This is a genomic window from Rugamonas sp. (assembly GCF_025354735.1).
Classification (GTDB): Bacteria; Pseudomonadota; Gammaproteobacteria; order Burkholderiales; family Burkholderiaceae_D; genus Rugamonas.
Window position 1 is genome coordinate 1 of the sequence record NZ_JANXMI010000306.1, and the last position, 14,833, is coordinate 14,833.

At 67.1% G+C, this 14,833-nt stretch carries 13 protein-coding genes and 2 pseudogenes; 6 read left to right on the forward strand and 9 right to left on the reverse strand.

Features of this window, described 5'->3' with window-relative positions; genetic code table 11:
* The 7 genes and pseudogenes from Q0S71_RS25075 to Q0S71_RS25105 form a co-directional block, all read right to left on the reverse strand.
* Positions 1-362: pseudogene (locus Q0S71_RS25075) on the reverse strand (50S ribosomal protein L2); the annotation flags it as partial.
* A complete protein-coding gene (gene rplW, locus Q0S71_RS25080; RefSeq protein WP_296001737.1) occupies positions 362-676 on the reverse strand; it encodes a 50S ribosomal protein L23 in 315 nt (104 codons plus the stop codon). The gene rplW and the pseudogene Q0S71_RS25075, both read right to left, overlap by 1 nt.
* On the reverse strand, positions 673-1,293 hold the full coding sequence (gene rplD / locus Q0S71_RS25085) for a 50S ribosomal protein L4 (RefSeq protein ID WP_173595002.1): 621 nt from the start codon (positions 1,291-1,293) through the stop codon (positions 673-675). The genes rplW and rplD overlap by 4 nt, the downstream gene beginning before the upstream one ends.
* A 3-nt stretch (positions 1,294-1,296) precedes the next feature.
* Complete coding sequence (gene rplC, locus Q0S71_RS25090) at positions 1,297-1,953, reverse strand: 50S ribosomal protein L3 (protein WP_296001743.1); 657 nt, start codon at positions 1,951-1,953, stop codon at positions 1,297-1,299.
* Positions 1,954-2,239: 286 nt separating this feature from the next.
* Positions 2,240-3,598 (reverse strand): 8-oxoguanine deaminase, encoded by a 1,359-nt coding sequence (locus tag Q0S71_RS25095; protein WP_296001744.1) that lies wholly within the window; start codon positions 3,596-3,598, stop codon positions 2,240-2,242.
* 47 nt (positions 3,599-3,645) lie between these two features.
* Positions 3,646-5,979 (reverse strand): TonB-dependent receptor, encoded by a 2,334-nt coding sequence (locus tag Q0S71_RS25100; protein WP_296001746.1) that lies wholly within the window; start codon positions 5,977-5,979, stop codon positions 3,646-3,648.
* Between the two features lie 170 nt (positions 5,980-6,149).
* Positions 6,150-7,226, reverse strand: coding sequence for a LacI family DNA-binding transcriptional regulator (locus tag Q0S71_RS25105; RefSeq protein WP_296001748.1), 1,077 nt, complete (start codon positions 7,224-7,226; stop codon positions 6,150-6,152).
* A gap of 137 nt (positions 7,227-7,363) precedes the next feature.
* Here Q0S71_RS25105 and Q0S71_RS25110 point away from each other — a divergent pair, with 137 nt between their 5' ends.
* Genes Q0S71_RS25110 through Q0S71_RS25135 form a run of 6 tightly spaced genes read left to right on the forward strand, consistent with a single transcriptional unit; the run spans position 7,364 to position 14,023 of the window.
* Complete coding sequence (locus Q0S71_RS25110; RefSeq protein WP_296001750.1) at positions 7,364-8,497, forward strand: BMP family protein; 1,134 nt, start codon at positions 7,364-7,366, stop codon at positions 8,495-8,497.
* On the forward strand, positions 8,494-10,119 hold the full coding sequence (locus Q0S71_RS25115; protein ID WP_296001753.1) for an ABC transporter ATP-binding protein: 1,626 nt from the start codon (positions 8,494-8,496) through the stop codon (positions 10,117-10,119). Before Q0S71_RS25110 ends, Q0S71_RS25115 begins: the two co-directional genes overlap by 4 nt.
* A complete protein-coding gene (locus Q0S71_RS25120; RefSeq protein ID WP_296001755.1) occupies positions 10,116-11,213 on the forward strand; it encodes an ABC transporter permease in 1,098 nt (365 codons plus the stop codon). Before Q0S71_RS25115 ends, Q0S71_RS25120 begins: the two co-directional genes overlap by 4 nt.
* Before the next feature lie 50 nt (positions 11,214-11,263).
* Positions 11,264-12,214: an ABC transporter permease gene (locus Q0S71_RS25125; RefSeq protein ID WP_296001757.1), complete on the forward strand. Its 951-nt coding sequence runs from the start codon at positions 11,264-11,266 to the stop codon at positions 12,212-12,214.
* Positions 12,211-13,167 (forward strand): nucleoside hydrolase, encoded by a 957-nt coding sequence (locus tag Q0S71_RS25130; protein ID WP_367185338.1) that lies wholly within the window; start codon positions 12,211-12,213, stop codon positions 13,165-13,167. Before Q0S71_RS25125 ends, Q0S71_RS25130 begins: the two co-directional genes overlap by 4 nt.
* A 13-nt stretch (positions 13,168-13,180) precedes the next feature.
* Positions 13,181-14,023: a 2OG-Fe(II) oxygenase family protein gene (locus Q0S71_RS25135; RefSeq protein WP_296001759.1), complete on the forward strand. Its 843-nt coding sequence runs from the start codon at positions 13,181-13,183 to the stop codon at positions 14,021-14,023.
* A gap of 115 nt (positions 14,024-14,138) precedes the next feature.
* On the opposite strand, the gene rpsJ is transcribed toward Q0S71_RS25135, so the two are convergent.
* Together rpsJ and Q0S71_RS25145 are read right to left on the reverse strand one after the other, a co-directional pair.
* Positions 14,139-14,456: a 30S ribosomal protein S10 gene (rpsJ, locus tag Q0S71_RS25140; protein ID WP_010394389.1), complete on the reverse strand. Its 318-nt coding sequence runs from the start codon at positions 14,454-14,456 to the stop codon at positions 14,139-14,141.
* Between the two features lie 190 nt (positions 14,457-14,646).
* Positions 14,647-14,833 (reverse strand): annotated as a pseudogene (locus Q0S71_RS25145) (elongation factor Tu); the annotation flags it as partial.

Genomic DNA, 14,833 nt, shown 5'->3' on the forward strand with positions numbered 1-14,833 from the left:
TCCGAACCGTTCATCACGCTGTCGCCAACGGCCATGCCCTTGGTGGCGATGATGTACTGGCGCTCACCGTCTGCATAGCACAGCAGGGCGATGTTGGCGGTGCGGTTAGGATCGTATTCGATCCGTTCCACTTTCGCTGGAATACCATCCTTTTGACGCTTGAAGTCGATCAGGCGATAGTGCTGCTTGTGACCACCGCCGATGTGGCGGGTGGTGATGTGACCGTTGTTGTTACGGCCAGCAGTCTTCGATTTTTTCTCAACCAGGGCGGCGAACGGACGACCTTTGTACAGGTCCGGGTTCACCACCTTCACCATGCCGCGACGGCCTGGTGAGGTTGGTTTCATCTTTACGAGTGCCATTATTTAGCCTCCTCGGAGAAATTGATTTCCTGGCCAGGCTTCAGGCACACGAAAGCGCGCTTAGTATGGTTGCGACGGCCGGTGTGCTGGCCCGTGCGCTTCTGCTTACCTTCGCGATTGACGGTTTGCACCGACAGGACTTCAACCTTGAACAACAGTTCAACGGCTGCCTTGATTTCTGGCTTGGTCGCATCCGTGGTGACACGGAACACGATCTGTTCGTTCTTTTCCGCGACCATGGTGGCCTTTTCGGAAATGACCGGAGCCAGCAGCACCTTCATCAGGCGCTCTTCGCTAAATTTCAATGCGCTCATGCCAGCATCTCCTCAATCTTAGCCAATGCAGCCTTGGTGACCAGGATCTTCTTGTAGAACACCAGGGACATCGGATCTGCGTGGCGTGGTTCAACAACGAGCACGTTCGGCAGGTTGCGCGAAGCCAACAACAGGTTCTCGTCCAGCGTGTCGGTGATGATGAGGACCGAGTCAAAGCCCATGCCCGTCAGCTTTTGCGACAGCAGCTTGGTCTTTGGCGCTTCGATCGTCAGATCTTCAATGACGGTCAGACGGTCTTCGCGTGCCAGCTGGGACAGGATCGAGCAGATACCTGCGCGATACATCTTTTTGTTCACTTTGTGGGTGAAGTTCTCGTCGGGCGAGTTCGGGAAGATGCGACCACCGCCGCGCCACAGAGGCGAGGACGACATACCGGCACGGGCGCGGCCCGTACCTTTTTGGCGCCAAGGCTTCTTGGTCGTGTGGTGAACTTCTTCACGGTCTTTCTGTTTGCGGTTACCACTGCGCGCGTTGGCCTGATAGGCCACGACGACTTGGTGGATCAGCGCTTCGTTGTAGTCACGACCGAAAATGGTATCGGCGGCGGCAACGTTCGAGGCGGCTTGACCTTGCGCGTTCAAGAGCTTGAGTTCCATCGTTTAAGCTCCCTTCTTGGCTTTGGTTTTGATGGCTGGCGAAACAATCACCTGGCCATTTTTCGCGCCTGGAATCGCCCCCTTGACCAGCAACAGCTGGCGGTCGGCGTCGATACGAGCGATGACGAGGTTCTGCACGGTGCGGTTGACGTCACCGAGGTGACCGGTCATGCGCTTACCAGGGAACACGCGGCCTGGATCTTGGGCCATACCGATGGAACCTGGAACATTGTGCGAACGCGAGTTACCGTGGGTAGCGCGGCCAGAAGCGAAGTGGTAACGCTTGATGACGCCGGCGTAACCCTTACCGATGGTGACGCCTTGCACGTCGATCTTTTGACCGACTTCGAACAGCGAAGCGGCGACGACGTCGCCGGCTTTCAGTTCTGCGGCCTTGGTGGCGTCGACGCGGAATTCCTTCAGCATCGTACCAGCTTCGACACCCGCTTTAGCGTGGTGACCTGCAACAGCCTTGGTCACGCGGGAAGCGCGACGTTGACCGAATGCGACCTGAACAGCGGAGTAACCGTCTGTGTCAGGAATTTTGATTTGCGCAACACGGTTGTTCGATACGTCCAACACGGTGACGGGAATCGAATCCCCTTCATCCGTGAAAATGCGCATCATACCAACCTTGCGACCGAGAAGGCCTAGGCTCATTTTTTCTCCATTCCCACCTGCGATTGGGCGGGGCTTGTTTAACTACAAAGTAACGTAGGGACTCAAAAAGGACGAATCCATACCGAAGCCGGCTAGTGTAATACGAAAAGACCCTTGACGCAACAACTTAATACGAGGTATGTCGGGTTTTCGCCGCGCCGGCGGACGGCCCCGCGCCATGGCGCCAGAGCGTGGCCCCATGCGGCTTTGCGGCCGGCGGGGGCGGACCCGACGCGGGGCCGGGAAAGCGCGGCCCGGGCCGGCGGGAGCGCTTCAGCGCACCGCTTCAGCGCGCCGCTTCGGCCAGTTCGCGGGCCAGCCGGTTGTGGCGTTCCAGCACGGTGCCGAGGTCGATCCGCACGCAGGTGCCGTTGCGCACCACCACGCGGCCGTTGATGATGCTGTAGTCGACCGCCGCCGGGGTGCAGAACACCAGCGCGGCGACCGGGTCGTGCAGCGCGCCGGCGAAACCGGGGCCGTCGAGCCGGAACAGCGCGACGTCGGCCGCCATGCCGGGCCGCAGCGCGCCGATGTCGTCCCGGTTCAGCACGCGGGCGCCGCCCAGGGTGGCCAGCTCCAGCGCCTGGCGCGCCGTCATGGCGGCGGCGCCGAAGCCGACCCGCTGCAACAACAGGGCCTGGCGCACCTCGCCGAGCAGGTGGCCGGCGTCGCTGGAGGCCGAACCGTCGACGCCGAGGCCGATGGCCACGCCGGCGTCGAGCATGTGCCGCACCGGGGCGATGCCGGAACCGAGCCGCATATTCGAACACGGGCAGTGGGCCACGCCGGTGCCGCTGGCGGCGAACAGCGCGATGCCGGCCGCGTCCAGCCGCACGCAGTGGGCGTGCCACACGTCCGGCCCCAGCCAGCCGTGCCGCTCCGCGTACTGGGCCGGCGTGCAGTTGAAGCGCTCGCGGCTGTAGGCGACGTCGCCGGCGTTCTCGGCCAGGTGGGTGTGCAGCGACACGCCGTAGCTGCGCGCCAGCGCCGCCGATTCGCGCATCAGCGCCGGCGACACCGAGAACGGCGAACACGGCGCCACCACCACGCGCAACATGGCGTAGCGGCGCGGATCGTGCCAGGTCTCGATCAAGCGCTGGGTGTCGCGCAGGATCGCCGCCTCGCTCTCGACCAGGCTGTCCGGCGGCAGCCCGCCCTGGGTCCGGCCCACGCTCATGGAGCCGCGCGCGGCGTGGAAGCGCATGCCGATCTGCTGCGCCGCCTCGATGCTGTCGACCAGGCGGCAACCGTTGGGATATATATATAGGTGGTCGCTGCTGGTGGTGCAGCCCGACAGCATCAGCTCGGCCATCGCCGTCAGCGTCGAGACCCGTATCATGGCCGGCGTCAGGTTGGCCCAGATCGGATAAAGGTTGTTGAGCCAGTCGAACAGTTCGCCGTTCTGCGCGGCCGGGATCACCCGCGTCAGGCTCTGGTACATATGGTGGTGGGTGTTAATCAGGCCGGGGACGACGACGTGGTCGCGGGCGTCGATGACTTCATCGGCGACCGCCGGCAGCTCGGCCGTCAGCCCCACCTGCTCGATCACGTGGTCGCGGATGAACAGGGCGCCGTCGGCCAGTTCGCGGCGCTGCTCGTCCATCGTGACGAGGACGCGGGCATGCTTGATTAAGAGTGTGGACATAAGATAGGTGGCGGGCGGGGACAGCGGGGCCGGCGGCCCCGCCACCGTCAGAAGGTGCTGCGCAATTGCAGGCCGAAGGCGCGCGGCTCGTTGGTGAAGCCGGTGAAGTTGTCGAAGTCGATGGCGCCGGTGACGACCTGCTTGTCGAGCAGGTTGCGCACGAAGAAGGCCGCGTCGTACTTGCCGCCATCCCACTTGTAGCCGGCCCGCAGCGAACCGTCGAGCAGCGGCTTGCCGGTGAATTCCAGCGACTGGTAGAGGAACAGGTTGACCTTGCTGCGGTACGACCAGTCGTTCTGCAGATACGCCTCGTTGTAATTGGCGAGCGGCAGGCTGTAGCGCACGCCAGCGTTGAAGATCCACTTCGGCGCCTGCGGCAGCGGGTTGCCGTCGACCAGCGCGAAGCCCTGGGCGCTGACGGGATTTTGCACCGTGCACGGCGCGCCGCAAGCGCCGGTGTACAGATTCGGGTCTTCGATCTTGGTGAAGTTGTAGCTGCCGCTGACGTTGACGCGCAAGGTGGGCGTGATGCGCGCCTCGAAGTCGCTCTCGACGCCGCGCCCGACCGTCTTCTTGGCGTTGATGAGCGTGATCGAGTTGCTGGTCCCGCCGACAGCCGTCAGCTGCTGGTTCTTGACCTCGAAGTCGTAGACGCTGACGTTGAAGCGCGCGCGGCGCTGGAACAGCTCGGCCTTGATGCCGGCCTCGTAGGACGTGACCGTCTCGTCGTCGGCCACGGTGATGGGCGCCGACTGCGACGGCGCCGCGATGCTGGGCGCGCGGAAACCGGTGGCGACGCGGGCGTAGGCGCTGAGCTCCTTGCTGACGGCATAGTCGGCGCTGACGTCCCAGTTGGTCTTGGACTTGCTTTCGCTGACGCCGCCGGGGCCGGTGAACGTCACGTTCTGCGCGATCTCGGTCGAGAAATCCTTTTTGTCGTGGGTGTAGCGCAGGCCGGCGCGCAGCTTGAGCCTGTCGTTAACGTCGTAGCTGAGCGAGCCGAACACGGCCGCCGCCTCGTTCTTTTGCTCGTTGCGCAGCAGGCTGGACTGCGCCTCCGTCACCGTGTCGTAGCCGTAGGAATCGGCGACCGCGTTTTCATTGAAATAATAGACCCCGGTCTGCCAGTTGAAGCGGCCGCTGTTCTTCGATTCCAGCCGCAGCTCCTGGGTGAACTGGTGCAGCGTCGGCACCACGGACGCCGTCTCCACCTGGAAGGGAATGAAGCCGGGGCCGTTGGGCGAGCCGCCGTCGATGTCGCCGCGCGAAAGGAAGCTCGACACATGCTCGTAGCCGGTGATGGCATGGACGATGTAGTCGCCCAGGTCCCAGTTGACGCGCACATTGCCGCCGGCCGAATGCAGGTTCTGCGTGTTCAGGCCGTTGATGTTGATGGTGCCGGGGCTGTAGCCGGGCGCGATGCTGTCGCTGCCCTGGGACAGCAGGTTGGCGCGGAACAGGCGCGCGCTGCCCTCGGTGCCGCGGGCGTGCAGGTTGAACAGCGCGTCGAAGGTGGCGCTCGGCTTGTACAACAGTTGCAAACGGGCGGCGCGCTCTTCGTAGCCGTCCAGGTTGCCGTAATTGTTGCCCGTGTTTTGCACCCAGTTGTCGCGGTGCTGCACCTGGGAGGCGATGCGCATGGCCCAGACCTCGCTGAGCGGCACGTTGACGGCGGCCTCGGCGATGGCCGTGTTGTGGGTGCCGTCGGTCAGGCTGTAATAGCCGTTGATGCCGTCGAAGCTGGGCTTGACCGACTCGAACTTGACGACGCCGGCCGGCGTGTTGCGCCCAAACAGCGTGCCCTGCGGCCCGCGCAGCACCTCGACGTTTTCCAGGTCGAACAGGGGCACGCCCTTGAGGATGACGTTTTCCTGCACCACGTCGTCCATGATGAGCGACACCGGCTGCGAGGCGAAGGGGGTGAAGTCGGTGTTGCCGTAGCCGCGGATATAGAAGCGCGGCGACACGCGGCCGGTGGACGATTCCACGTTCAGGCTGGGAATACGGCCCGACAGCACGCGGATGTCTTCGCCGCCGGAGGTGAGCACGTCGAGCTGGGCGCCGCCGATGGCGGTCACCGACACCGGCACGTCGCGGATGTTTTCGCGCCGGCGCTGGGCCGTGACGGTGACCGTTTCCAGCGCGCCGATCGGCTGATCCGGCTGCGCGGCTGCGGCCTCGGGCGCGGCGGCAGGGTCGGCGGATGCGGCAGCGGCGGCAGGGGCGGCGGCGCCGTCGGCCGCGACAACAGCATCGGGCGCAGCGGCAGCGGCGGCGACCGCCGCCGGCAGCAGCGCTCCCAGTCCCAGCATCATGATCTGTACGACCTGTGCAGCCTGCGCCGCTTGCGTGCGGCCCCGCGTGTTCGAGCTCTTAGTCATGTTCCTATCCCTTGCGTATGTATATCAGTGGATGAAATGTATGCCTACTCGTCTCCCGCCCCAGTTGTTTTAATTTTTTAATGCGTCCATTGTCCCCATGTTAAACGTTTAACCCATTCAAAAATCGCACTGTTGTTTTATTACTACATATTGATGGCGGGGCTGAGCCCTCAGCGGCGCAGGTCGCGCACGCTGCCGCGATCGTTGACGATCAGTTCGAGCACGGTGGTGTTGTCGGCGCGGTCGCCGCGCACCAGCTGCATCAGCTGCTCGACCACGTGGCCGGCCAGCTGCGGTATCGACGGCGACACCGTGGTCAGCGGCGGACTGCTGAAATCGGCCTGGCGGGCGTCGATGTAGCTGATGACGGACAGCTCGTCCGGCACCAGGATGCGCAGCCGCGACGCCGCCTGCAACACGGCGAAGGCGAACTGCACGCCGAAGGTCAGGATGGCCGTCGGCCTGACGCCTTTGGCCAGCATGGCATAGACCTTGTCGTGCGCATCCTGGAAGGCGTAGCTGGTTTCCAGGGTCCAGCGCGGCGCCAGGTCGATATCGTGCGCGGCCTCGTAGCGGCGCACGCCGGCCATCAGCTCCTGGCCGCGCGGCAGCGACAGCGGCCCCGTGACCAGACCGATGTGGCGGTGGCCGCGCTCGCCCAGCAGCGCCATCGCCTTGTAGGTGCCGTCGGCCAGGTGGTCGATCAAGCCCTGCTGGCCGAAGCCGGACGGCATGTCCCAGTTGAGGAAGACCATCGGCGTCTTGGCGGCCAGGCTTTCGGGATCGGTGATCCACTGCTCCGAATGGCCGAGCAGGATGATGCCGGTGGCGCGCCGCAAAAAGGCCGACATGGCGTTACCGCGCCGCATATTTTCCAGGGTCTGGACCTGGACCCGGAACACGGTCAGGCCGCGCCGTTCGCAGAGTTCCTCGATGACTTCGGCGACGTCGGAAAAGAACGACGTTTCGGCCGACGCCACGGCCAGGATCACCAGCGGCGCGCGCGAGGTCTTGAACCACGCCGCCATCGAATCGCGCTGGTAGCCGAGGCGCTCGATGGCGCGGGCGATGCGCTGCCCGGTGAGCGCGCCGACCGGCTTGGTCTTGTTGAGGAAATGGGAAACGGTGGCGATCGACGTCTGCGCCTCGGCGGCGACGTCTTTCAATGTCACGCTGGTGTGGTCGGTCATGGGCACAGAGGCATCGGGCACGAAGCTGGGGCTGAGGATGGGCGGCGCGTCTAGCATACCGGTTTTGCGGCGCCGCCTGCGCATTATATTTAGGCGCCGTGGCGGCAGAAGATTGACATGGACGCCATCCTTCGGTTTAATGGGTCCACGCATGTTAAACGTTTAACTCCGCTCCACCCTCCCGGAAAGCTGGCATGAACACACGGCGTCACACCCTGCTCCACCTGCTGCGCGGCACGGCCGCACTGGCGCTGGCCAGCCGGCTGCCGGCGGCGCGGGCGATGGGTGCGATGGGTGCGACGCGGGCGACAGCGCCGCAGCGCGTGATCTTCGTCATCAACGGCACGCTGGGCGACAAGTCCTTCTTCGACATGGGCGCGGCCGGCATGCAGGCCATCAAGGCGCGCTACGGCGCCGGCGTCGAAACCAAGATACTGGAAATGGGCACCGAGCGCAGCCGCTGGCAAGCGACGCTGGACGACGTCGCCGACCGCGACTGGGACTTGATCGTCGCCTGCACCTACGAAATGGCGGAAATGGTGTCCGACGTCGCCGACAGCCATCCCGACAAGAATTTCGTGCTGTTCGACGGCGTCGTCAGCTACGCCAAGGGCGCCAACCGCAACATCAACTCCATCGCCTACAAGCAAAACGAAGCCGCCTACCTGGCCGGCATGCTGGCCGCCGGCCTGTTGCGCGACGGCGTGCTGCCGGCCAGCCAGGGCACGCAGCTCGGCTTCCTCGGCGGCATGGACATACCGCTCATCAACGACTTCCTGGTCGGCTACGCGGCCGGCGCGCGCGCCGTCACGCCCGGCATCAAGATACAGGTCGCCTACGCCGGCAACTTCAACGACGCCGCCAAGGGCAAGGAACTGGCGCTGGCCCAGTTCCGCTCGGGCGTGGGGATAGGCTTGCAGGTGGCCGGCCAGACCGGGCTGGGCTTGCTGGCGGCGGCCAAGGACACCGGCAAATACGCCATCGGCGCCAATTCCGACCAGGAAAGCGTGTTCCTGGCCAGCGATCCCGTGCTGGCCTCGCGCATCGTCACGTCGGTGCTCAAGCGGGTCGACACCACGCTGCTGCGGGCTTACGCGCTCGAACGCGCCGGCCAACTGCCGCTGGGCAAGCTGGAAGCGCTGGGCCTGGCCGAGAACGCCGTCGGCCTGGCCGAGCAGGGCAATATGGCGCGCATGTGCCCGCCGGAGCTCAAGCGCCAGATCGAGGCCAGCAAGCGCGCCGTCATCAGCGGCCAGCTCAGGGTGCCGACCGGTTTCGGCATGAGCACGGCCGCGCTGGCGCAGTTGCGGGCGTCGCTGCGGCCATGAGCGCGCTGATCCAGTTCGACCGCATCGGCAAGACTTACGCCAACGGCAGCCGCGCGCTCGACGACGTGTCGTTCACCCTGCACCGCGGCGCCATCCACGCCATCTGCGGCGAAAACGGCGCCGGCAAGTCGACGCTGATGAAGATTTTGTTCGGCCTGGAACAGCCGAGCACGGGCACGCTGCGGCTGCGCGGCGCCGAGCTGACGCTGGACTCGCCGCGCACCGCCGCCGCGCTCGGCATCGGCATGGTGCATCAGCACTTTTCCCTGATCGCGGCGCTGACCGTGGCCGAAAACCTGGCGCTGGGCCAGGAGCCGACCACGCTGGGCGGCCTGCGGCTGGACCGCGCCGCCGCCGCCGAGCGCGTGCGCGAACTGGCGCAGCGCTACCAGCTGGCCGTCGAGCCGGACGCGCTGGTGGCGTCGCTATCGCTGGCCATGCGGCAGAAAGTGGAAATCCTCAAGGCCCTGTCGCACGAGATCGAACTGCTGATCCTCGACGAGCCGACCGCCGTGCTGACGCCGCAGGAAACGGCCGAGCTGTTCGCGCAGCTGCGCGTGCTGCGCCAACACGGCCTGACCATCGTCTTCATTTCGCACAAGCTGCGCGAAGTGCGGGCGCTGGCCGACCGCGTGATCGTGCTGCGGGCCGGGCGCGTCAGCAGCGACACGGCGCTGGCCGACGTCAGCGACGCCGACATCGCGCGGCTGGCGATGGGAGCGGCGGCGCCGGAACGGCCGGCGGCGGCGCGCGCGGCGGCGGCCCTAGCTTCGGCAACGACAGCGGCAGCCGCCTTGGCCTCGGCAACGATAGCGGCGGCGGCAACAACATCGGCCTCGGCCTCGGCAACGACAGCGGCGGCGGCAACGCCGGGCGCGGCGCTGGTGACGCTGGAACGGCTCTGCTGCGGCCACGGCGCCGGCCGCATCGACGCGCTGTCGCTGACGCTGCATGCCGGCGAAATCGTCGGCGTGGCCGGCGTCGACGGCAGCGGCCAGGCCGCGCTGGTGGCCGCGCTGATGGGCCGCTGGCCGCTGCGCGCTGGCCGCGTGCTGCTGGGCCAGCGCGACATCAGCGCCCTGGGCGCGGGCGCGCGGCGCCGGCTCGGCTTCGGCCACTTGCCGGCCGACCGCCTGCGCGACGGCAGCGCGCCGGCGCTCAGCCTGGTCGACAACGCCATGGCCGGCGCCCACCGCCTGCTGCGTTTCTGCAGGGGACCGTGGCTGCGCCGCGCCGCCTGGGAAGCGGCCAGCGCCGCCATGCTGGACGCCTACGATGTGCGGCGCCTGTCGCTCCACCAGCCGCTCTCGTCCCTGTCCGGCGGCAACGCCCAGAAACTGATCGCCGCGCGCGAACTGGGCGCCCGCCCGCAAGTGCTGGTGGCCGAGGAGCCCACCCGTGGCATCGACGCCCGCGCCGCCGCCCTGCTGCACGCCGGGCTGGCCGGGCGCGCGGCCGATGGCGGCGCGGTGCTGCTGCTGAGTTCCGACCTCGACGAGTTGCTGGCCCTGAGCGACCGCATCATCGTGCTGCACGGCGGCCGCATCGTCGCCACCTTCGACCGCGATCCGCTGCTGACGCCGGCCCGCCTCGGCGCCGCCATGCTGGGCCTGGCGGCATGAAGACGGCGCTGCGCAAACTGCTGATACGGCTGGCGCTGCTGCTGGCCGTCGTCGCCCTCGTCGTCACGCCCATGCTGGCTGGGCTCGACGATCCGCTGGCCGCGCTGCGGCTGTTCCTGTTCGGTCCGCTAAGCACGCTGCGTAACGCCGGCAGCGTCGTCACGGCCGCCACGCCGCTGCTGTTCACGGGACTGGCCGTCAGCCTGATGTTCCGCGCCGGCATGTTCAACCTCGGCGCCGAGGGCGCCTTCTTCCTCGGCGGCGTGGCCGCCACCTGGGTCTTGCTGCGGGTGCCGCTGCCCGAGTGGGCGCTGAGCGGCGGCGCCATCGTCGCCGGCGGCCTGGTCGGCGGCCTGGTCTGCCTGCTGCCCAGCTGGATGAGGGCGCGCTACGGCGCCTCCGAACTGGTGACGTCGCTGATGCTCAATTACGCCGCCCTGTTCTTCGGCCTCTACCTCGTCAACTACTGGCTGCGCGACCCCGACGCCGGCGCCATGCTGTCCTACCACCTGCCGCCGGAAGGCCGGCTCACGCGCCTGCTGCCCGGCACCCGCATCCACAGCGGCGTGCTGGCCGGCCTGGTCGCCTGCGCGCTGGGCGCCGTCTACCTGTTCCGCACGCGCTGGGGTTACGAGGCGCGCATCGTCGGCAGCAATCCCGGCTTCGCCCGCCACCTCGGCCTGCCGGTGGCGGCCATCGCCATCGGCGTGCAGGCGCTGGGCGGCTTCATCGCCGCCGCCGGCGGCGCCGTCGAAGTGCAAGGCATGTACACGCGCTTCGCCTGGACCGACCTGCCCGGCCAGGGCTGGAACGGACTGGTGGTCGCCATCCTGGCCGGCAACCACCCCTTGCTGGTGGTGCCGGCCGCCGTCGCGCTGGCCATGCTGCAAGTGGGCGGCGACCTGCTGGCGCGCAATTTCAACGTGCCGCTGGAAATGACGGGCTTGATCAAGGCCTTGCTGATTTTCCTGTCGACGGCCGCGCCGCAGCTGCCGCGCGCGCGCGCCTGGCTGCGGCAGGGCCGGCGCCAGGCCGCCACGCTCGCCGACCAGGGCGCGGACGACGCCGGCCAACCGGTCGCGGCCCACGCCTAGGCCCCGGCCGCCGCCATCCCACCGCTATCGCCACCGGCGCGGAGCCGCGCATGAGCGCCGCGCCCCTGCAAATGCTGCTGTCGCTGGTGCCGCTGCTGGACGCGGCGCTGCGCGTGTGCACGCCGGTGCTGCTGGCCGGCCTGGGCGCGCTGATCGCCCAGCGCGCCGGCGTGGTCAACCTCGGCCTCGAAGGCATGATGCTGGCCGGCGCCTTGGCCGGCGTGGTCGGCAGCGCCTGGACCGGCTCGGCCTGGGCCGGCCTGCTGGCGGCGCTCGCCTGCGGGGCCGTGCTCGGCCTGCTGCTGGCCGGCGCCGTCCACCTGCTGCGCGCCGACCTGATTCTATCGGGCGTGGCGCTGAACCTGGCGGCGGCGGCCGGCACCACCATGGTGCTGTTCCTGCTCACCGGCGACAAGGGCATCTCCACCTCGCTGGCCAGCAAGGTGCTGCCGACGCTGGACTTGCCGCTGCTCGACCGCATCCCCGTGCTGTCGGTGTTGCTGTCGGGCCGACACGTGCTGACCTATGCCGCGTTCGCCGCCGTGCCGCTGGTGGCGCTGCTGCTCCGCCACAGCCGCTACGGCCTGCGCCTGCGCGCCGTCGGCCACGATGCGCAGGCGGCCGCCATCGCCGGGGTCGCCGTGGCGCGCGTGCAGTGCACGGCGCTGGCGCTGTCGGGCGCCTTCGCCGGGCTGGCCGGCGCTTATTTATCGATGGGCTACGTCAGCTGGTTCGCCGCCAATATGACGGCCGGCCGCGGCTACATGGGCATCGCCGCCGAAGTGATGGGACGCGGCACGGCGCTCGGCACCTGCGCCTCGGCCCTGCTGCTGGGACTGGCCGAGGCGGCCGCCGTCCAGTTGCAGGGCGCCGGCCTGCCCAGCGAACTGATACAGACCATCCCCTACATCGTCCCCGTCGTCGCGCTGTGTCTGTACGCGCGGCGGGCCAGTCGCCTGTCCCGCGCCGCCGGCGCCACCCCCACCACGAGCATGGAATGATGAACCCAAAAAAAATCATTTTCGACACCGATCCCGGCATCGACGACGCCATGGCCCTGCTGTTCCTCAGTCGTGCGCCGCAGTTGCAACTGCTGGGCATCACGACGGCCATGGGCAACGGCTACATCGAAGCGACCACCCGCAACGCCCTCTACCTGCGCGACCGCTTCGGCCTGTCCGTGCCGGTGGCCCAGGGCGCCAGCCGGCCGCTGGAAGGCGAGCCGACCGAGCCGCCGACCTGGGTCCACGGCGACAACGCGCTCGGCGACATCGCCGTGCCGGCCGACAGCGCCAGCACGCCGCACGCGCTGCCGGCGCACCGCTTCCTGATCGACATGATACGCAGCCACCCGCATGAGATCACCATCATCGCCGTGGCGCGCCTGACCAATTTGGCGCTGGCGCTGCGCGAGGCGCCCGAGATCGCCGGCCTGGTCAAGCAAGTGGTGGTCATGGGCGGCGCCTTCGGCACGCACGGCCACAGCGGCAACGTCACGCCGCTGGCCGAGGCCAACATCGCCGGCGACCCGCTGGCGGCCGAGGAAGTGTTCGGCGCCGCCTGGCCCCTGGCGATCATCGGCCTCGACGTCACCCAGCAGACGCAGATGGACGACGCCTATCTGCGCGGCCTGGTCGACGACGGCGGCGAGGCCGGCCAGTTCATCTGGGATATTTCGCGCGTCTATGCCGCCTTCCACGTCGGCGTCGGCGTCAGCGGCGGCTTCTATGTGCACGACTCCTCGGCCGTGGCCTACGCCATCGACCCGACGCTGTTTTCCGCCAGCGCCGGCCCGGTGCGCGTCGTCACCGACGGCTTCGCCGCCGGCCACACCATCCAGTCTCGGCCGGGCGCGTGGGGCCAGCGGCCAGCGGTGCAAGTGTGCCGCGAGGTCGACTCGGCGCGCTTGCTAGCCCTGTACCGGCGCGTGCTGTGCGCGCCGCCGGCGCGCTGAAGCGGAGGCCGCCATGGACGTGCAAGTGGTCGACTATCGCGCGCCGGACGCGCCCCGGCGCTTCGTCGCGTCGCTGCGCGCGACCGGCTTCGGCGTGCTGACCCACCACCCGATCCAGCAAGAACTGGTCGAGCGCATCTACCGCGAATGGCTGGAATTTTTCCAGTCCGAGCACAAGCACGCCTACGCCAAGCAGGGCGGCAGCCAGGACGGTTATTTTTCGATGTCGGTGTCGGAAATCGCCAAGGGCGGCAAGCGGCGCGACCTCAAGGAATTCTTCCACATTTACCCGTGGGGCAAATATCCGGCCGAAGTGTCGCCGGCGGCGCGGCAATATCACGCGCGGGCCGGCGCGCTGGCGGCCGAGCTGCTGGGCTGGATAGAGGAGCACAGCCCGGACGACGTGCGCGCCGGCTTTGCCATGCCGCTGCCGCAGATGATCGTCGACAGCCCGACCACGCTGCTGCGCGTGCTGCACTACCCGCCGCTGCGCGGCGACGAGGCGCCCGGCGCCCTGCGCGCCGCCGCCCACGAAGACATCAACCTGCTGACGCTGCTGCCGGCGGCCAGCGAGCCGGGCCTGCAAGTGCGCGACAGCGGCGACCGCTGGCACGACGTGCCATGCGACTTCGGCAACCTGGTCGTCAACATCGGCGACATGCTGCAGGAAGCGTCGGGCGGCTACTATCCCTCGACCTCGCACCGGGTGCAGAATCCGGCCGGCGCCGCGCGTGCGCAGCCGCGCCTGTCGCTGCCCTTCTTCTTCCAGCCGCGCAACGAGGTGCGGCTGTCGCCGCGCTACCTGGCCGGCCAGTATCTGCAAGAGCGCCTGCGCGAGCTGGGCCTGCACAAATAGACCGCGCTTCGCATCGCCCAATAAAAATGGGGCCGGGCATGCTCGCGATTGCGAACCGGCCCGGCCCCATCGAAGCTGGCGGCGGAACGAGTCCGCCGGCCGGCTTTAACTACGATTACTGCAGTTTGATTTCGACATCAACGCCAGCTGGCAGGTCCAACTTCATCAGCGCGTCAACGGTCTTGTCGGTAGGGTCGACGATGTCCATCAGGCGCTGGTGGGTGCGGATTTCGAACTGGTCGCGCGAGGTCTTGTTGACGTGCGGCGAACGCAGAACGTCGAAACGCTGAATACGGGTAGGCAGTGGGACTGGGCCTTTGACGACGGCGCCGGTGCGCTTGGCCGTTTCGACGATTTCCAGTGCGGACTGGTCGATCAGCTTGTAATCGAAAGCTTTCAGGCGGATGCGGATTTTTTGGTTTGGTGCGGACATGATATTTCCTTAAAAGAGCGAACTGGCTACTTTGTAGCGCCAGCAATTTTTAAAAGAACGATTTTGGAACCAGGGTCGGCATGATATCACACCATGCCGACCCTGTTTTATCGCGCTAAATAATTAGGCGATGATCTTGGCAACAACGGCGTAGCAGGCTGCCCTTGCAAGGGCAGCCCCCTTGGCGTTATTAAGCAATAATCTTCGCAACAACGCCGGCGCCGACGGTACGACCGCCTTCACGGATAGCGAAGCGCAGACCTTCTTCCATCGCGATCGGGTTGATCAGCTTGACGGTGATCGACACGTTATCGCCTGGCATGACCATTTCTTTGTCCGCTGGCAACTCGATCGAACCGGTCACGTCCGTGGTACGG

What these genes read in the sequence shown, in the direction of transcription:
- rpsJ (WP_010394389.1), bottom strand. Translation starts at nt 14,456, where the DNA reads ATGTCCGCACCAAACCAAAAAATCCGCATCCGCCTGAAAGCTTTCGAT.
- rplC (WP_296001743.1), bottom strand. Translation starts at nt 1,953, where the DNA reads ATGAGCCTAGGCCTTCTCGGTCGCAAGGTTGGTATGATGCGCATTTTC.
- Q0S71_RS25100 (WP_296001746.1), bottom strand. Translation starts at nt 5,979, where the DNA reads ATGACTAAGAGCTCGAACACGCGGGGCCGCACGCAAGCGGCGCAGGCT.
- Q0S71_RS25115 (WP_296001753.1), top strand. Translation starts at nt 8,494, where the DNA reads ATGAGCGCGCTGATCCAGTTCGACCGCATCGGCAAGACTTACGCCAAC.
- Q0S71_RS25120 (WP_296001755.1), top strand. Translation starts at nt 10,116, where the DNA reads ATGAAGACGGCGCTGCGCAAACTGCTGATACGGCTGGCGCTGCTGCTG.
- Q0S71_RS25105 (WP_296001748.1), bottom strand. Translation starts at nt 7,226, where the DNA reads ATGCTAGACGCGCCGCCCATCCTCAGCCCCAGCTTCGTGCCCGATGCC.
- Q0S71_RS25135 (WP_296001759.1), top strand. Translation starts at nt 13,181, where the DNA reads ATGGACGTGCAAGTGGTCGACTATCGCGCGCCGGACGCGCCCCGGCGC.
- Q0S71_RS25130 (WP_367185338.1), top strand. Translation starts at nt 12,211, where the DNA reads ATGATGAACCCAAAAAAAATCATTTTCGACACCGATCCCGGCATCGAC.
- Q0S71_RS25110 (WP_296001750.1), top strand. Translation starts at nt 7,364, where the DNA reads ATGAACACACGGCGTCACACCCTGCTCCACCTGCTGCGCGGCACGGCC.
- rplD (WP_173595002.1), bottom strand. Translation starts at nt 1,293, where the DNA reads ATGGAACTCAAGCTCTTGAACGCGCAAGGTCAAGCCGCCTCGAACGTT.
- Q0S71_RS25125 (WP_296001757.1), top strand. Translation starts at nt 11,264, where the DNA reads ATGAGCGCCGCGCCCCTGCAAATGCTGCTGTCGCTGGTGCCGCTGCTG.
- rplW (WP_296001737.1), bottom strand. Translation starts at nt 676, where the DNA reads ATGAGCGCATTGAAATTTAGCGAAGAGCGCCTGATGAAGGTGCTGCTG.
- Q0S71_RS25095 (WP_296001744.1), bottom strand. Translation starts at nt 3,598, where the DNA reads ATGTCCACACTCTTAATCAAGCATGCCCGCGTCCTCGTCACGATGGAC.